Source organism: Flavobacterium taihuense (assembly GCF_019351435.1).
Classification (GTDB): Bacteria; Bacteroidota; Bacteroidia; order Flavobacteriales; family Flavobacteriaceae; genus Flavobacterium; species Flavobacterium taihuense.
Genome location: NZ_JAHWYN010000008.1, coordinates 153692 through 171071 on the forward strand (window position 1 = coordinate 153692; position 17380 = coordinate 171071).

Genomic DNA, 17380 nt, shown 5'->3' on the forward strand with positions numbered 1-17380 from the left:
CCGGATTTTGCGGTTTAATAGACTTCTTCCAACCGTCTTTTATACAAACTTTTAACTGCATTTGGCCCACCGTATTTTTTTTCTAAATAATATGCAGTAATTAAATAATAGTCCAATCCACTTCTTTGGGGTTCTAAAACAACTAAGTAATTTTCAGTTACATTATGAATAAATGTACGTGTTACGTCTTTATTCTTTATTCTCACAATACTACTAAACAACCTGATTTCATCATTTACATTTTCTTTGATGTGTGGTAATATCCAATGAATTCTTTTTGATCTTTCAAAATCAAAATCATCTCTTTTTTTGACCACCACACCCCTATAATCTTTCTCTTCAGAAGTTCTATGAGTTAAATGTTTAAAAAGCGATTCTACATCATAAACATCTTCTTTTTTAAGTGGTCTTATAATCTTCTGCTTAAATGTAAAATTTAAATTATCAGCTATGTCTCGATCAAAAATACTTCTTATAGAAATTGTCCTGTCTCCTACGCTAAAGTGATTTATTTCAAGTAAATCATTATATTTTTTAGTATAATTAATTGCCATTTTTTAAATCTATAAAGAAAAGATTAAACTTATTTTCTGACTTACTTGTCTTTTCTGTTAAAGGTTTGCCACAAAAATTTTCAATTTTTGCTATAATATTATTTTTAGCGGTTACCCGATTTAATCCTCGTAATTTATAATTTATTGCTCCCATCAACACATCTGTTAATTGCATTAATTCGCTTTCATGAGAACGGATAATTTGAAGATTCCTAATGTTTTGATAATCTCTCTCTAGATAAAGCTTTAAGTTTTTAGCTTTTTTATACGAATAAGTATCCTTTACATCTAGATAAATATTATAATTTATATCATGAAAGATTTTTTTATTTAATAATTGATAATACATTTTGTCATAAAAATCATCATGACTCTGCTTGTAATACTTATGATTTAACTGTGATTTATCGATAACAATAGCCCTAAAATTTAGAGAGTCATTACTAAAAAAATAATCAATCAATTTATTATAAAATGGGTATTGTGATTTTGATATAGAACTCCATTTCATTTCGCCACGATAAAAATGCTCCATTTTCATTTTGCGGATATTTTTATTGTGCATTTTCAACAAATGGTAAGGCGTACTTACATAAGCTAATATCATATAAGGTTGCCCATCATTTTCAATATGTGTACTTTCGTCACAATAAATATTACATGTTTTCTTTACTTCCATATTTCTAAATAAATGGTTGTTACATCAATTTTCTTTTGCTTAATCGATTTTAAACAATAAAGGCTATCTATATTTATACTCATTTTTTATCAACTTCTATGTTACCAAAATCATTACTATATATCGACATTGAATTTGTGGCTTTATTTAACCCTTTTATTTCAAAGATATGCTCACCAGCCGTTAAAATATAGCTATTATTATCAATATTCTTCTCCAAGGACACATCACCGTCGTAAATTAATTTACCATCATTATGCATATTAATTGAACATTTTAAATCTGTTGAATTTTTATCTTGTGGATAAAATGAATATACTATAAATTCATTATTATACCAATTACCTCTTAAATCGTTAGCTTCGATATTCATACTAAATAAACATTTGCTGTAATAATCCTTTTTTATATTCCTGCGTTTCTTCTATTTGATTTGAAACCAAATCTATTTTTTCATCAATGGCCGATAGAAAATTCGCGATTTTGGTTTGTTCTTCTAAACGAGGATATTTAATATCTAAATTTTTCATGTCGGAACCATACAAATGATATACTGTAGAACCCGAAACTAATTTCATTACTTTATCTTTATATTGTTTAATATAGAATGCTAAAAAAAGACCATCTAAAATTTTAGTTTTTTGTCTAATAACCAAAACATCTCCACCTAAAATTACATCATCCTCTTTAATACAACTTGCTGTTGCTAATCCATTTGGTGTAACATCTGAAGTAGGCATTAAAACATCATTTGAAATTGATAAAAATGGTTTTACATAAATATTAGTTTTACTTATAATATTTTTAATCAATTCATCATATTTTGTAAATAGTTCACCGTAATGAATACATTTATATTCCCCATCATCTGAAATGTGATTTTTAGGCAATCCTTTACCTTTATAAAAATCAGCAATTTCCCCCAAACCCTTCTCCTCCCATTCCTCAAAATCTTCTCCATTATCATCCTTAAATCTAATTTCTTGATTGAAGATTTTTTGCATGATGCCTTTTTTGTAGTCTTCTAAAAGGGCTTTTTTTTCTTTTAAAAGGTTCAATTTTTCATCTACCGAAGAAAGAAAATTGGCGATGCGGGTTTGTTCTTGTAAGGTTGGAAGAATAATATCTAATGTTTTTAAATCTGAATTATAAACATTACTAATACTAACACCTTTTGCTAATGTTGCAATTTTTGGCCTTAATTTATGATTGATATAATATGATGCATAAATATTAGAATAAACATTTTGCTTCAAAGGTTTTAAAATATTTATGGTTCGACCAATAGCAACATTTTCTACTGTAAGAGCAGATGCAGAACCAATGTCTAAAGGATCTTCTCCAGCCGATGGAAGTAAAATTTCATCTCCTTCGCTAAAAATTAATTCAGATTTATCAAGGTTTGTTCTATTTATAACGACTTTTATCACTTCATTATACATATGATACAATTCACCATATCTAACACATAATGTTTCAAATTCAGGTGATGCTTCATTTTGTTTTATATTTTTACCTGTAGAAAAAAGAAAAACATCTTCAAAAGAATGCTTTTTATATAAATAATTCATATCCCCCTCAAACCCAGGAAACCGTAATTTTGGTTGTAGTGTTTCCATCTTAAAAAGGGGTTTTAATATTTAACTCTTTACAAAATGAAGCAATAGTACTGTCGATTGTTTTCATTTTGGCATCCAAACCTTGAATTTTATCGGCAATGGCGTTTACATCAATCGCAATGGCCTCTTCAAACGTATTTACATAACGCGGAATGTTCAGGTTGTAATCGTTGGCTTTTACCTCTTCGAGCGTGGCAATGTTGGAGTATTTGTCTATTACCGCTCGGTTTTGGTAGGTGTTTACAATTTTGTCAATGTGTTCGTCTCGTAAAACGTTTTGGTTTTTTACCTTTTCAAAATCGTTGCTGGCATCTATAAACAAAATGTTTTCGGGTGTTTCTTTGCATTTTTTCAAGACCAAAATACAAGTTGGGATACTCGTGCCGTAAAACAAATTAGACGGTAAACCAATAATCGCATCGATATAATTGCGGTCTTCTATCAGGAATTTACGTATATGTCCTTCGGCAGCGCCACGAAACAAAACGCCGTGTGGCGCAATACACGCCATGATGCCGCTATCGTCCAACTGATGCACCATGTGCTGAATAAAAGCAAAATCGGCTTTGGTTCCTGGTGCTAATCGTCCGTATTGCGAAAAACGCTCGTCGTTAGAAAACAACGGATTGGCAGACCATTTGGCCGAAAAAGGCGGATTGGCTACAATGGCATCAAATTTATAGTCTAAATGTTGTGGTTTTTCGAGTGTGTCTTCGTTTTTTATATCGAATTTATGGTAATTGACATCGTGTAAAATCATATTCATTCGCGCCAAGTTGTAGGTGGTACGGTTTTGTTCTTGTCCATAAAAATGCCCAACTTCGTCCACTTCTCTGGCAACCCGAAGCAATAAAGAACCCGAACCACAAGTAGGGTCGTAAACCGATTTTAATTTGCTTTTGCGTGTGGTTACAATTTTTGCCAAGATGGTTGATACTTGTTGCGGTGTGTAAAATTCCCCTGCTTTTTGTCCGGCTCCTGCGGCGAACTGTCCGATTAAATATTCGTAAGCATCGCCCAGCACATCGCCATCGGTATTGTCTAAATCAAAATCAATTTCATCTAAAGCCGTTAGTATTTTCACAATCACATCGTTACGGTCTTTGGTCGTTCGCCCAATTTTAGTGGAGTTTAAATCGATATCATAGAATAGATTGTCGAAGTCATCCTGACTCTCGGAACCCATCGTGCTTTTTTCGATAGAATTCAAAACATTGGCTAAATCTTCGAGAATAAAAGTACTTTGCACTTGCTCCTCATCGTCTTGATTAATGATTTTGGCATTTCCTTTTTTGGCTATGTTAGTGAACAATTCAGACGGTTTTAAGAAATAACCCAAAGCATCCACAGTAGCTTCTTTTAAGTGCGCTAAAATTTCTTGACCTTCTGCCGTAGTTTCATCAATTTGGTTGAAAACCAAACCATCGGGTTTTAGAAAATCATTGGCTTTTTTTTCTAATTTTTCCGAAAGGTATTTGTAAAAAATAAAACCAAGAATATAATCTTGAAATTGATTGGCTGAAATTTTTCCGCGTAAAATATTGGCTATAGCCCAAAGTTGGGATTCGAGGAGTTTTTTTTGTTCGTCTGACATTGTAAATTTTTGACTGTTTTTTGAATATGGGCTAAAGTAGGTATAAACTCTTAAACTGGAAAAAGTTATTTTTCTGTTTTCTGATAAAAGCCTGTTTTTGGTTGGTTTAAAAATTTACCCAAACACGATTTTAAAAAAGTACCTACGGAACGCTCACTCATATTGAAACTCTTGGCTATTTCTATGGCTTCCTTTCGTTGAAACTCATTCGGTAAGGCTTCGAAAAACAGTTTTTTGTTTTGACCTGATTTAAAAACACTTTGTTCTCCTTGTTTTGGCAAGTTTTCGAACATTATAATACTGTGTTGCAAATAGACTTTTATTAAGGATAAAGCGGTTTCAAAATCTACATCAGAGCAAAAGATTTCTTTGTGGTAATCGTTTGCTTTGAATTTTCGGATGGCAGTAAAAAGCATACAAAAACGGTATAAAATTATTCCTAAACGCTTTACTACGCTTAAAGCATCTTCGCTAACAAAAGTGTTTATTTGTTGCAAATAGGCGCTGAATGTAGGATTAAATTTGTTCCATTGTTCGTCTGTGAGTTGTATAATCATTTCGTCTCTTTCAAAGTATTCTACCATTTTAAAAACTTCGTTGGATTGGGTTTTGAAATAGTCGGTTAAATTGATTGGATTTCCTTTTGGCGACGGGTCTAACCAAACGGCATCTGTTTTGAAAACATAGAAAATAAAACGACTGAACAACCCATCTTCTGCCGAAGCAATGATATTAAAGACTTGTTTTGGGGTTCCTGACAAGGCAACTGAAAGTTGCGGATTGTTTACTTCTACAAACTCGCCTTCGGTTTTACGGCTGACCGATATTTTTTCGTGATGAAAGGATTTTCGAAGCATATCCGAATACGAACCCCATTCGTTTTTAAAGGTTTGTCCTAACGTATCGGCTTCGGTTTCACAAATAATTCCTTTGCCTTCGTTACAGTCTAAATGCTGAATTATTTTAGCATTACTGGTATTGGCAGGAATATAAACTACTTTGAATTTTGGTGCCATTGGCATTGCTTGTCCTTCTTCTAATTTTCCTTTTGATTTTAGCAATTTGTAAGCTGCTAAATTTTCTTCATAGCGTTTCTTTTCGTCTATCGAAGTAGCCAATGTAAAATCGTGGTATTTGTCGGCTAAAGCTTTGGCGAATTTCAACGCTCCTTTTCCTGAAGCTGCGGGTGCTAAAATGAAAGAAAACAAACTTGGATAAACAATACTTCCGCTATACAATCCGGAAACATTAGGCAAACAACCCGAAAGAATGGCTAAAGCTCCTGTTAGAAATACGTCTTTTTCTCTTGCTTCTTTGAATGCTTGACAACTTTCGAATAATATTGGCGGTAAATTATCGTAAACCGATTGCGGAATTATAGGTGTGTGTTTTAGATAATCTTCTTCCTCTTCAATTGGTTTTGCAACTGCATCCTTTTTTGTTATGGTTTCGATAGTTTGCAGGTTTGCAAACTTTGCAAACTTTGCAAAGTCGGCACTTTGATTTTTGTATGCGCTGTTGACTGCTGTTTTGATTTCTGTTTCTTCTAAATCAAAATTATTGATACAAAAATCTAACGTATCGGCTTCGTTAATTCCAAAACGATTGCCATTACTCGCAAAGAGATGAATAAAATTGTTTCGGTTTCCGTTATAATATTGTTCTTTTTGCTCTGTGAATTTTAAGCATTTATCCAATAAATCATCCGAAGATTGTGTTTGAAATTGCTCTTTTATTTGCGTTTTTGGAATGGCTTTAATTTCGTCTTTTACTTCAAAAACAGTTGCTTTTTCGTTTATATACAATTCTGGGTCAAAAGAAACAAAACACAATCGGGTTATGTCTTTGCATTTTCGGTCAAAATCATAGCCTGTACGTTCTTTGTAAAAATTGGCTACTTGACTATAAGCCAATGCGTGTTTATCGGCATTGGAATTGATTTTAATAAATACTTTGATTCCTTCGCCTCTTGGACTAATGAATGATGCTAATGTAAATTGGCAATCATTGATTTTTGCAATAAGACTTTGCAATTCTTCTAGTGGGATGTGGTCGAAATCGAGGTTTATAATTTGAGTGTAGTTTTTTATAAATTCGGATTTTCTTTGTTTGTCAAATGTTCCCGAAGTGGTAAAACCAAGTAATTTACTTTTTAATTCATCGGCAAGTTTTTCTTTTCCCGAATGCATCGCATAACGAATAGAATTGATTTCGCTTTCGTATTTCCCGTTTTTGATGTCTTGAAAAATATTAAAAATACTATTGTCTTCCAATTTGGTTTTGAAATCTATATATGTTGATACCATCAGTTGTATTGGATTATTTAAGTATTTCCTTTTTAGGGTTGTAGTTTTCTTCTAACAATTGCAATATGTCTTTGAGTTTGTAGTAAATTTTGTTTCCCACTTGAGAGAAACCGATGGTTTTATTATCTCTCCATTGTTGGGCTGTCCTTTTGCTAATATTCATTATTTGCATAAACTCTTGACTGTCGAAGAAAATAGTATCAGGATCTAGTTTGTAACCCAATTTCATTTTTGCTGATATTTCAACAACATTGCTTTCGATTTTAGCAAGTGTTTTTTCGGTGTTTTCGTAGAATTCCATTTCTTATTTTTTTAATAAGGTTAGACATTCTAATAATTCACTTCGTTTGTAGTAGCGACGCGCTCCAATGCCGTAGGCTTTGACTTTACCGTTGTTAGTCCACGCCCAAAGTGTGCTACTATCGATTTTTAAGAAATTACAAGTTTCTTCTCTGGTGAGCAATTCTTCTGAATTGTCTTTTTCTTGAAGTTGTTTTTGAAGTTCTAGGATTCCGTTTTTTACGGATGTGCCTATTAGTTGCTGAAGTTGTTCAACCGATAGTGTTTCTAGTAAAATTGCATTTGTTTGCATAAGTCCTGTATTTTTTATGTTATACAGGACAAATTTTTCGGGATATATTTTAAGGGTAAGTTCAGATACGTTGAGATATATGTATCTAACTGAATTACAACTTGTTATTTTTGATATATAATTCTACATCCTTTTTATTATTGGTAAGGTTTAAAACAATCTCTTTCCAATTACTTTTAAAAACTGAATTTTTAATTTTTTTAGATGAAATAAGTTCGAAATGATCTTTTACAAAATTGTAAAAACTTTGTCCCGAATTACCGCATCTTTCTTTCCCTATTTTAATTATTTCGTCTTTTTTAAAATTACCTTCAATATCCTGTGGAGGTTTATTTTCTTCAGTTAGTAATTCAATAATATAAGTTAGAGCGTAATATTTTGCAGGAACATTTTTTGCGGTATTTTCCTTAATTTTTAAAATCATATTACTTGCCGAAACTTCAGAATTTTGAATATTATTTGTTTCTATTGATTTTAATTTGCTTTTACATTCATTAAGAAAAGCTGATTTTTTGTTGTAAGAAAAAATATATTGATCAAATCCTAGAGTTGATACAATACTGTATGCTTTACTAAAATTATCAAATCCTGAAATTGCATAACCATCATAAGCTCCTTCAGGATTTTGGAGATCATAAAGAATATTTTCTAAAAACTCTTCTTCAGATTTAATAAAATCTGATTCTTCTGCATCGTAAAAATTATCCAAAAAACATTTTAGTCTTTTTTCATAATTGTGTTTGTAATTATCAAATGAACAACCAAAAAAGAATGTCTTCTCTTGATTTAATTTTTTTATCAATTGCTTAAAAGAATCTACAATTGCTAAATTTTGTTTTTTTTGCCATTCTTTAAACTCATCATCAAAATCATCTACATAAAAAATGTCGTTAAGCCTATTTTGATCTAAACGTGCATTAGTTTTATTTTTTAATTCTTTCTCTAAAATAATGTGTTCGTTATCTGAATTGAATAAAGGATCGTTAACTAAATTTTCGTGAGAAACAATAAATTTAGGAATTGTTTTTTTTGGAGCAGTAACAACTTTACCAGGGGGTTCAATAACTTGATTTAATATTGCATTATTTGCTTCTGATACAATATCGACTATCGAAGGCATTTCAAATTGATAATCGTCTAAATCACTACTAATGCCGAATTCAGCTGCTCTATGAAAATGGATGTAACAAATTTCGTTGCAATCTCTATTAAAATCATCATTTTTATAAGCATTGTGATTTTTAAACTCGCTTTTATCGTGAGCATAATCAATATGATAAAGCAAACTATGATACCCATCTCTTAAATCAAAATTACGTTGATTAATGTTTTCGACTTTTTTTAATTCATTGAAAAATATGGTAAAAGCATCATTAAACAAAAAACTTTGATAAATAGAAACCGTTCCTTTCATAAAGTTTTCAAGCCTGAAAAAAGCGTTATTAATATCCGAAATAATTGTCTCAATATTTACACTTGGAATTGGAAATAGCTTTCTTAATTCGATTAAACTATTTTGGAATTGCTTTTTTAAATCAATAATTTTTGTGTCGTTTGGTACTTTATTTAAAATTATATCACAAACTTCTATTTGGTATTCAAAATAACGCTGTTCGTAATTTTTGTAAGTATCTGTTACATAATCCGCTTTTACATCAATTATCATTGGAATGGGTAAATACTCAAAATTGGCTTCGTATATTTTCAACCATTCTTCAAGATTACGATCAAGCTGATCTTTGGTTTGAAATTTTAAACCTGTTTCACCATCTTCTGACGGATAAGTAAATTTATTAATCTCTTTCGTTTCAGTATTTTCTTCCGAAATGAATTTTAAAATCACAATTGAACTTTTGATATGATTTTTAAGAGCGGTTTCATTAATTTTAATTCTGTCATTTTTTAGTGCCGAAAGTGATAAGATAGTTTCGTCTTGGTTGGGATTAAGTTCTGTTATAATTGAATTGTAGATATTTATATCAAGCTTTTTTAAATCGGATGCAATATTTCTATGTACCAAATTTTGATTGCGTTCTTCGCGAGTAAAGAACTTCATTTGGTCAGCAATTTTAGTCAACGCTCTTTGGTAGGCTTTGTATTTTGTTTTTTCATTTTGAAGAAAGAAGGCTTTAGTATTATCTTCGTATTCATTCAAAAAAGCCAATAAGTTAGTTTTAAAACTTTGTTTGTATTGATTTAAAGTGCTGCTTATCATATTGAATTTTGTGCTTTGAAAAAAGCGTGAATTTATAAAATAAATCCTAACAAATTAAAAGTAGTTCGTTAATTCCATTGCAATATCCTTGTTGCTTTTTCCGATGTAGGTTAAAAACATCGCTTCTGTTGTGTGTCCTGTGATGTACATTAAAAAAGAAGTTGGAATTTTTCCATAATTATTTGTTGCAAATGAGCGTCTTCCGATATGCGAAGAAACCAATTTCCATTTTGGATAATCTTTTTCTACTTTTTGTTTCAATTTATGGTCAAATAAAATGCCGTGAGTTGGTGTTTCTATTTTCGCTTTTTCACAAACTTTTTTGATATGCTCGTTGTATTTCTGGTCTGAAATTTTTCTTGGAAAATCGCCCTCGTATTTCTTCATTATTTCAATTATTTTTGAATGAAGAGGTATTGTCATTATTTTATCGGTTTTGACCTGTGTAAACTCGATTAATGGTTTTAAATCGCCTGCTTTGTTTTTCTCGTATCGAATCATCGATTTATCAAAACGTAAAAAATCAGAAACCCTTTGGCCACAATAACAACTTATTAATAACCAATCACGAGCATTTTCTAAACCATCGGTTAATTCACTGATTTTTATTTTTTCTATTGCTTCAATTTCTTTTTCGTCTAAATAGATGTTTTCTACTTTATGATATTTTGCTTTGATGCTGTCTAACTGATAATGTGTTTCTACTCCGTTCGCTTTTGCGTGGCGACAAAATGTTTTGATAAACCGAATATTTCTTGCTGTTGTGTTTGGTGCATATCCAACACTAATACAGTATTTTTCGAAATCCATTTTGAATTTTGCATCAACATCACGAATGAAAATTGTTGATTTTGTGTGTTCCTGGTAACGCATCAATAAATGTTTGATAACATTGCATTTTGTTATAGTGCTGCTTTTTACATCGGCTTTTTTAAACTCAATGAAGGTGTCAATATAATCTACTAATTTATCGGGATGCTTTTCTTGTTCCTGTGGTGGGTTAATGAAATCTTTTAACCATTGGGCATCTACAACTTTAACGCCTTTGCTTCGGTTGTAATCTTTTAAAAGGTCGGTTTTTAGTGTCGCTAAATCTGTATCTAGATTTGCAATATCAATGTCTTTTAAAGCTTTTTTAGTTGGTCTTTGCTCTTCATCATCCCAATTTATTGGGTCTATATGATAATTTGTTTTTGCTTTTATATCCAAAGTTCTTCCGTCACGTAGTCGGATGTATATTACTGCTGGACTTTTTTTGCTTTGCAATAGTAAATAAATAGAAGCCATATTTTTCCCTTTTTATGTTACATAAAGATACAAAATCTAGTCCACATTTAGCCCACATTTACTCAAAAACATAAGAATATATCCAAACTTATCCAAACTCATAATTTTAAAAACATTTGTTAAGTATTGGATTTATTGACACTTTGTATATTTTTGGATTTGTTTTGGAATTTGGAGTTTGTAGAATTGTAGTCCCTCTTTCTCCGCCAGTATTTTAAACCCGAAACGAAAGTTTCGGGTTTTTTGTTTATATGCCTAATCGTCATTCGATATTATAAAGGATTAGGGGGTTGTGAGTTGTCTGTTGTGAGGTATGAAACACTACCAAGAAATAGTTATCGCAACAGACACTTTATCAGGTATTTTAATTATTCTGAATTCTAAAAGCAGTTTGAAACATCCCATACACTATCCATACACTATCCATACACTATCCATACTCGATGCTCTGTCCCTGTCCCGTTTTCAAAATCCTTAAATTTGAAATAAGTATAAAACACTAAGAAAACAAACAGCCCAATTCCAATCCATACAAAACAGTTTAATGACTTCCTATGGTCAGAGAAGAATTTAGGGAACTCTTGGAAGCAGAAACAAGCAATAATGAGCCGAGCTGTTCCTTTGCTGAGGCCTTGGAAAAACAGGACTTATTTATCAATTCCACACTTGCCAATTTGGGAGCATCCCTACTATTGAAGCTCTTTCGAGAGGGAATGATTGGGTACAGGGGCTGCTTTCTGAACCTTTCAAACTTTAGGTCACAGCCCATAATAGTGAGTTGATGCTCGTCGCCCCGAAATTGCCCTGTGGCAGCAAGACAATTTCGGGTCGGTCTAAGCGGTTACAGCCACTTCCCAGAACATCCCTTTTTTCGGTTGTTCACGCAAATGGCTGCGAATTTGTATGTGAATTAATAATCCAGAAATTTCTATTTATTCAAACTAACAAAATAAGGTAACAATAAGTGGTTAAGAAACTGGATGAAACTGCAAACAAAATCTAGCTTAATATTTCTCTGTACTTTTTGTTTATATATACAGAAAATTCACGTAAAAATTGATTTTATTCTTTGAAATTACTTTCTTGCCTCGCACACTTACAAATAGACCTACTTTATTCTCCAGAATTAACAACTACTTGATAATCTAGAGCATTATCCGGTAGTTTCACATAAATTATTCCCTTTTCTTCATCCCAACTAAAAGATAAACTTTCATAATCAACGAATCCCTTTGCATTTAAAACTTCTGGTTTCTCTTTTTTAATTTTTATGGAATTTACAAATACACTTTTAGGCTTACTGTTAGTATGCAATTTTATAATGAAATTTCGAGATCCTAAAGGTTTATAGCCCTTATCCTCTCTGGCACTTATATGTATTGCATAGCTTAATGAATTAGCAATGGCGGTAATTTTTGTTTTGCAAAAAATGCCCTTTTCATAATCCCTACTTTCTCCATCATCTTCATAGAAAACAAAGGAAGATTCTTTACCTACTTTATCAGGATAAAAATCAAAACTAACAGGATAAATAGGTTTTTCATGTATGTATTGCATTACTGGCATACTAGGTATAATAGCCCCTTTTTTTACAAATAGAGGTATAACATCTAAAGCAGCTTCAACGGTTATCCATTGTTTTCCTTTATAAACGCTTTTACCATCATTAAAATTAATCCATTCTCCTTCGGGCAAATAGAGTTTTTTGGTAACAGCTCCCTTTTCGACAACAGGAGCAACTAATAATTCTTTTCCGAACAAAAACTGCCCGTTTAATTCGAATGTTTCCGTATCATTGGGGTATTCCAGAAACAATGCTCTCATCAAAGGCAGTCCTGTATCATGTGCTTCTCGAGCATACGTATAGATGTAAGGGAATAATTTATACTTTAATTCAATGGCTGTTCTAGTGATATTCTCCGCTTCGGTACCAAAAACCCAAGGTTCAACAGCATTCCCACCTTCATGATGTGCACGGCTTAGAGGATTAAAAATACCAAATTGCATCCAGCGAACATATAATTCTGACATCGCATCATAATCTTTAATATCACCACAATAACCTGAAATATCAGAAGTCCAAAATGGAATTATACCCATCCCGGCAGAAAGTCCCACAGGAATTTGATTGGCAAATTGACTCCATCCCTCTAAAACATTATTACCGTTTCCAGAGTCTCCAGACCAACCAAAGGTGTACCGTTGCAATCCCGCATAAGCCGCTCTTGTCATTTGAAATATACGTTTATTAGGATTACGCTTGTAAAATTGTTCCGTTACGACCTTATCCCATGTAAAACCATATACATTATGGATCTCGTCATGCATCCCTAAATAATGTTTCATACTAAGTCGATCAGTAGCATCCTCGTTACTCCAGGCTGGCTCTCCCATGTCGGTCCAAAATCCCCGAACACCATCATTCAAAGGTTTTTGCTGATAGTCTCCCCACCAATCAGCTACGTCTGGTTTTGTAAAATCAACTACTCCACAATTCCCACCCCAAGGCCATGGCATATCATAACTTTTACCTGAGCGAATATCTTTAGCAAAATATCCCTTAGAATTGGCCTCTTCCCATTGTTTTTTATTTGTTTGAGAAATAACGGGATCTTGAGAGATTATCATTTTAAAACCTTGGTCTCCCAATTCTTTAACCATTTGTTTAGGATTTTGATAGTTGCTTTTCTTCCAGTCAAAATCCTGAAGTCCTTCAACCCAACCTATATCTTGATATATAATATCACAAGGAATTTTCCTTTTTCTAAACTCAGCAGCGATTTCCCTGGCTTGAGTCTCACTTGTATAATTACCGCGGCATTGTGAAAAACCTAAAGCCCATTTAGGCGGCATAATAGGGTTGCCGGTAAGCGCTATATAATTCTGGATGATTTGTTTATAATCATTACCATACATAAAATAGTAAATCATTTCTCCAGCAGGAGCTTCAAATGAATAATACTCATTTGATTCACTGCCAAATTTAAACTCTGTTTTATAGGTGTTATCAAAGAAAATTCCATAATGATTGGTACTCATAAAAAACGGGATACTTTTATAAAGAGGGTCTTCATTTACACCATAGCACGGCTGATCACTATTCCACATTTTATAACTCTTTCCACGTCGGTTAAGAGTTCCGGATTTTTCTCCCAGACCAAAAAATTGCTCATCTGATTTTAATGTTTTATAACTCGCAATATGCTTATCATTTTTTACGAATCCTTTCTCATTGTAATCGCCAAACAGCAACTTTTGATACTTATCAAATACTTGTAATTTAAATGGTTTTTTATTTACCCTTATTCTTAATTGTTCCGTAAAAATTTCATAGGCAGTGGTCTCTTCATTAACATTAACATTACCCAACCAACCAAGATCTTCATTGATAACAGCAAACGATTGGTTATTACGCTTAAAATTACCATCGGTAGAAATCCAAACTTTTATTACCTGACCACTGCAGAATTGTAAAAGCACTTTTGCATTGTTCTCACAATTAAAAATCACTTTATTGTTGTTTATTAAATAAGAGGAACAGCTGCCAAGGGTCTGTCCCATTTTTTCAGTATTTTGTCCTCTTAGATTGATCTGAATCAATAAATGGATCAGAATCAAATAAATTGATATTTTTTTCATAATTCTAGATGCCTGTTTTTTTTTAATTATTTGCTGTAAAAAACTATATCTTTTAATAGTTTTAACTTCCATAAATACTCCTTACTCCTGAAACGTGAATTTATTTTAATGCACTTTGTACAATCGAATGTAATCAATCATAGCGCGGTTGACCTCTATATTCATATTGTTATTCCATTCTTCTAATACCAACTCCAAATCATTTTTGCCTTTTGTCAAATTAATTTTATGCGAATTGGAAAAGCCCCAATCCGACCATTCATTAGTTCCTCTTTGCGGGAATACCATCACACCAACATAATCCTTATTCAAATACAGAGAACGGACAGCACATTTGTTATCGGTATTCCAAGGCCCGCTTCCATTTGAATATTTGATATCCATAAAGTATTCGCCGCTTTCTTCAACAGCAATCGGAATACTTATTTTTCTGTTTTTATCCGTCGCAATCTCAACAAAACCTCTTCCTGAATAATTTACAAAGTTCAAATCGGATTTAACAGCAAAATCCTCTGGTTCAATAATTAATGGTTTCATTTTACTATATATCAATGGCTCGCTCAGGAAAGACTCCTGCCCTGCTGCATCTACTGCACTAACCGAATATTCAGCATAGCTGCCGTCTGGAATTTGATAAGTTGAAACTGCTGCTGTTTCTATGAGCTTTCCATTTTTATAAACGTTATATGCTCTTGCACCAGCATCATTTTTCCAGCTTATTTTATCTCCATTGAGCGCTGTAATAGGATTAGCCAAAGTGAATTTATTTTCGACCAGATTAACAGCATCGGCTGAAAAATCATTATTTTTCATTTTGATGTTTACAATGTGTTTTCCAGTAAATGCTGCCGGAATAATAGCTTTGGCAGCTTCTTTTCCATCAATCGTCACAGCTGCTATCTGGTTCCCAAATCCTTCCACAGTAATATCCAGAGCGGCATTTCGGTATTTAAAATTAGTAAGGCTTCTGATGCCCCCATAGTTTTTTGGAATTACCGGTTCAAATATTAATTGGTCTTCTTCAAAATGCATCCCCATAAAAATGCGGTACACCATCGAAAGATTTCCGGCCATACTCCAAAGCATGCGGTGCGAATTGATTTCGGTTCCTTTGAAATCACCATTGTCTGCAACCATATTTTCGTAGTTGGTCAAAAATAAACCTGCGGCTCTGTATATCGAGGCCAGTCCATGATTTAATGCTTTTTCGTTTCCAACTTTAGCAGCAGCCAAATTCCAATAGGATTGGACAAATGGCCAAATAGCATTGTTATGATAGGGAGGAATACCCGGAATTTGAGGATAGATACAGGTTGCCCCATATTCGGTCAAAGGACTTTGGGATATAATCATTTTGCTTTGTTTTGCATCGGCAACATCGAATAAAACAGCCAAAGCCTCACCCAAAGCTTCATAACGCTTGGATTGTGTAAAGAAGCTTTTTCCATACAAATATTGAGCATAATAGCCTTTGTCCTCCATCCATAACTGCTTATTTATAGCATCCTTAATTTGGGCAGCAATGATATCATATTGTCCATGCGGTTCTCCCAACAAGGTTGCCATCTTGGACAAAATTTGATGCGTTTGGTAATGCACTACATTCGTTCCTAAATTTTGTGACACATAAATATCCATATTAGACATCCATTTTGGATAGGTTTGCTCTCTCCAATCCAGAAAAGATGATTCTCCACAATACAAATTGGTTTGCTTATTGCGAATGGTTTTATAATCATCCGCTGCAGAATTCTTTATGATTGTATACGCTTTTTGCAACCATCCTTTGTCTCCTGTTACTTTATAAATTTCCCAAGCTGCCAACGCCCATGTAGTTCGGTCTGAAGAAACTGGCCAGGCACCCCCTGATCCCGTATCCTGGATAATGCGGTCTCTTTTTACTTTTTTTAACAAACTTATTTTGGCTACTTCAGGCTCCAAATAAGCAAACGACAACAGAATACTATAACTGATATCCCTCGTCCAAACACCTGACCATTTTGCACCAGTTCTAAATGTACTGTCCGGTTCAATTGCTAATTTTGCTTCTTCTAATGAAAGATTATATAAAGCATCTACGATAGGTTGCTCTGAAATATATGTGGCTTTAGTTGAAATATCCTGGGTAAGCTTCCATGTTTTGTCCTCTGCTGGAATTAATGGATTCAATTTTAATTTTATTTCAAAAATACCGTCATTATCGATATCATTCATTTGCAGTCCGCGCTCTTCCAAATTTACAAAATCCCAGCTAAGCGGTAATGCACCGCCTGCAATAAATACCCCTTTGAAATCGGCCTGGGCAATTTTGGATCCGTCCTGACATTCATAAAATCCTTTCTCCTTGAATTGCTGAAAAACCGCTCTCATATCCAATTTAAAAGTAAATTCGGTATCTGCTTTTAAAATCCCTTTGGGCACATCTGTTTTATTCAATTGTGGTTGCCCAAAAACATACACCTCTGACTCTTTTTGATTCGTTATCAAAACAGTACGATCTATTCCTTGCCCCAAATCATTGTCCTTTTCATTGATACTGAACTTGAATGAAATCAAATTAGAATAGGTCTCGTTTTCGGTACTTTTATAATTTGATTTAATCAAGGTGGGTGAAACTACTTCGGCAACATTTTGATCCTGAATTACTTTATTGTTGTGTATGCTAAAATTTTTGGAATTATATAAAACAGAAGAATCGCTTTTACACGAAGCAACAATAACGGCAACAGCTAGCATTGATGTCACCAAATAATTAATATTTATTTTCATGTGGTATTATTGTGTCCGTTATTTTTTATTTATTTTTCATTAATTATAATTGATTTCCAGCAAAATATTCATTTACAAAGTGGAATCTTAAACAAATCATTCTTTAATTTATAACCCAGCTTCAAT

Annotated in this window: 13 protein-coding genes and 1 pseudogene; 2 read left to right on the top strand and 12 right to left on the bottom strand. The window is 32.8% G+C overall.

The window, feature by feature from the left end; all coding sequences use genetic code 11:
- Positions 1-14 precede the first annotated feature (14 nt).
- The 10 genes from KZH69_RS11060 to KZH69_RS11105 form a co-directional block, all read right to left on the bottom strand.
- Positions 15-554, bottom strand: a complete 540-nt coding sequence (locus KZH69_RS11060; protein WP_219317503.1) for a hypothetical protein — start codon at positions 552-554, stop codon at positions 15-17.
- Entirely contained in the window at positions 544-1233 is a 690-nt protein-coding gene (locus KZH69_RS11065; protein WP_219317504.1) for a DUF3800 domain-containing protein, read from the bottom strand. Before KZH69_RS11065 ends, KZH69_RS11060 begins: the two co-directional genes overlap by 11 nt.
- A 79-nt stretch (positions 1234-1312) precedes the next feature.
- Positions 1313-1606: a hypothetical protein gene (locus tag KZH69_RS11070; protein ID WP_219317505.1), complete on the bottom strand. Its 294-nt coding sequence runs from the start codon at positions 1604-1606 to the stop codon at positions 1313-1315.
- A gap of 1 nt (position 1607) precedes the next feature.
- Complete coding sequence (locus tag KZH69_RS11075) at positions 1608-2852, bottom strand: restriction endonuclease subunit S (protein WP_219317506.1); 1245 nt, start codon at positions 2850-2852, stop codon at positions 1608-1610.
- A 1-nt stretch (position 2853) separates the two neighbouring features.
- On the bottom strand, positions 2854-4446 hold the full coding sequence (locus KZH69_RS11080) for a type I restriction-modification system subunit M (RefSeq protein WP_219317507.1): 1593 nt from the start codon (positions 4444-4446) through the stop codon (positions 2854-2856).
- Between the two features lie 65 nt (positions 4447-4511).
- Positions 4512-6752, bottom strand: a complete 2241-nt coding sequence (locus tag KZH69_RS11085; protein ID WP_219317508.1) for a DUF3987 domain-containing protein — start codon at positions 6750-6752, stop codon at positions 4512-4514.
- 13 nt (positions 6753-6765) lie between these two features.
- Positions 6766-7053: a helix-turn-helix domain-containing protein gene (locus tag KZH69_RS11090; RefSeq protein WP_219317509.1), complete on the bottom strand. Its 288-nt coding sequence runs from the start codon at positions 7051-7053 to the stop codon at positions 6766-6768.
- A 3-nt stretch (positions 7054-7056) separates the two neighbouring features.
- Positions 7057-7344 carry a helix-turn-helix domain-containing protein gene (locus KZH69_RS11095; protein ID WP_219317510.1) on the bottom strand — a complete coding sequence of 96 codons (288 nt, stop codon included), beginning with the start codon at positions 7342-7344 and terminating at the stop codon, positions 7057-7059.
- A gap of 94 nt (positions 7345-7438) precedes the next feature.
- The gene (locus KZH69_RS11100; RefSeq protein ID WP_219317511.1) at positions 7439-9559 is read right to left on the bottom strand and encodes a hypothetical protein; all 2121 of its coding nucleotides are present in this window, start codon (positions 9557-9559) and stop codon (positions 7439-7441) included.
- 54 nt (positions 9560-9613) lie between these two features.
- Positions 9614-10846 (bottom strand): phage integrase SAM-like domain-containing protein, encoded by a 1233-nt coding sequence (locus KZH69_RS11105; protein ID WP_219317512.1) that lies wholly within the window; start codon positions 10844-10846, stop codon positions 9614-9616.
- Positions 10847-11159: 313 nt separating this feature from the next.
- Between KZH69_RS11105 and KZH69_RS11110 the strand changes: the two genes are divergently transcribed.
- Both KZH69_RS11110 and KZH69_RS20750 read left to right on the top strand, forming a co-directional pair.
- Entirely contained in the window at positions 11160-11324 is a 165-nt protein-coding gene (locus tag KZH69_RS11110) for a hypothetical protein (protein ID WP_219317513.1), read from the top strand.
- Positions 11325-11415: 91 nt separating this feature from the next.
- Positions 11416-11628: pseudogene (locus tag KZH69_RS20750) on the top strand (PRTRC system ThiF family protein); the annotation flags it as partial.
- A gap of 331 nt (positions 11629-11959) precedes the next feature.
- Here KZH69_RS20750 and KZH69_RS11115 read toward each other — a convergent pair.
- Both KZH69_RS11115 and KZH69_RS11120 read right to left on the bottom strand, forming a co-directional pair.
- Entirely contained in the window at positions 11960-14485 is a 2526-nt protein-coding gene (locus KZH69_RS11115) for a glycoside hydrolase family 31 protein (protein ID WP_255557850.1), read from the bottom strand.
- A 105-nt stretch (positions 14486-14590) separates the two neighbouring features.
- Entirely contained in the window at positions 14591-17254 is a 2664-nt protein-coding gene (locus KZH69_RS11120) for an alpha-L-rhamnosidase-related protein (protein ID WP_219317514.1), read from the bottom strand.
- Between the last annotated feature and the right edge of the window lie 126 nt (positions 17255-17380).

Bases quoted from the DNA above. Each gene is read 5' to 3' on its own strand.
- KZH69_RS11080 (WP_219317507.1), bottom strand. From the start codon at position 4,446: ATGTCAGACGAACAAAAAAAACTCCTCGAATCCCAACTTTGGGCTATA.
- KZH69_RS11075 (WP_219317506.1), bottom strand. From the start codon at position 2,852: ATGGAAACACTACAACCAAAATTACGGTTTCCTGGGTTTGAGGGGGAT.
- KZH69_RS11105 (WP_219317512.1), bottom strand. From the start codon at position 10,846: ATGGCTTCTATTTATTTACTATTGCAAAGCAAAAAAAGTCCAGCAGTA.
- KZH69_RS11085 (WP_219317508.1), bottom strand. From the start codon at position 6,752: ATGGTATCAACATATATAGATTTCAAAACCAAATTGGAAGACAATAGT.
- KZH69_RS11110 (WP_219317513.1), top strand. From the start codon at position 11,160: ATGAAACACTACCAAGAAATAGTTATCGCAACAGACACTTTATCAGGT.
- KZH69_RS11115 (WP_255557850.1), bottom strand. From the start codon at position 14,485: ATGAAAAAAATATCAATTTATTTGATTCTGATCCATTTATTGATTCAG.
- KZH69_RS11095 (WP_219317510.1), bottom strand. From the start codon at position 7,344: ATGCAAACAAATGCAATTTTACTAGAAACACTATCGGTTGAACAACTT.
- KZH69_RS11060 (WP_219317503.1), bottom strand. From the start codon at position 554: ATGGCAATTAATTATACTAAAAAATATAATGATTTACTTGAAATAAAT.
- KZH69_RS11070 (WP_219317505.1), bottom strand. From the start codon at position 1,606: ATGAATATCGAAGCTAACGATTTAAGAGGTAATTGGTATAATAATGAA.
- KZH69_RS11065 (WP_219317504.1), bottom strand. From the start codon at position 1,233: ATGGAAGTAAAGAAAACATGTAATATTTATTGTGACGAAAGTACACAT.
- KZH69_RS11100 (WP_219317511.1), bottom strand. From the start codon at position 9,559: ATGATAAGCAGCACTTTAAATCAATACAAACAAAGTTTTAAAACTAAC.
- KZH69_RS11090 (WP_219317509.1), bottom strand. From the start codon at position 7,053: ATGGAATTCTACGAAAACACCGAAAAAACACTTGCTAAAATCGAAAGC.
- KZH69_RS11120 (WP_219317514.1), bottom strand. From the start codon at position 17,254: ATGAAAATAAATATTAATTATTTGGTGACATCAATGCTAGCTGTTGCC.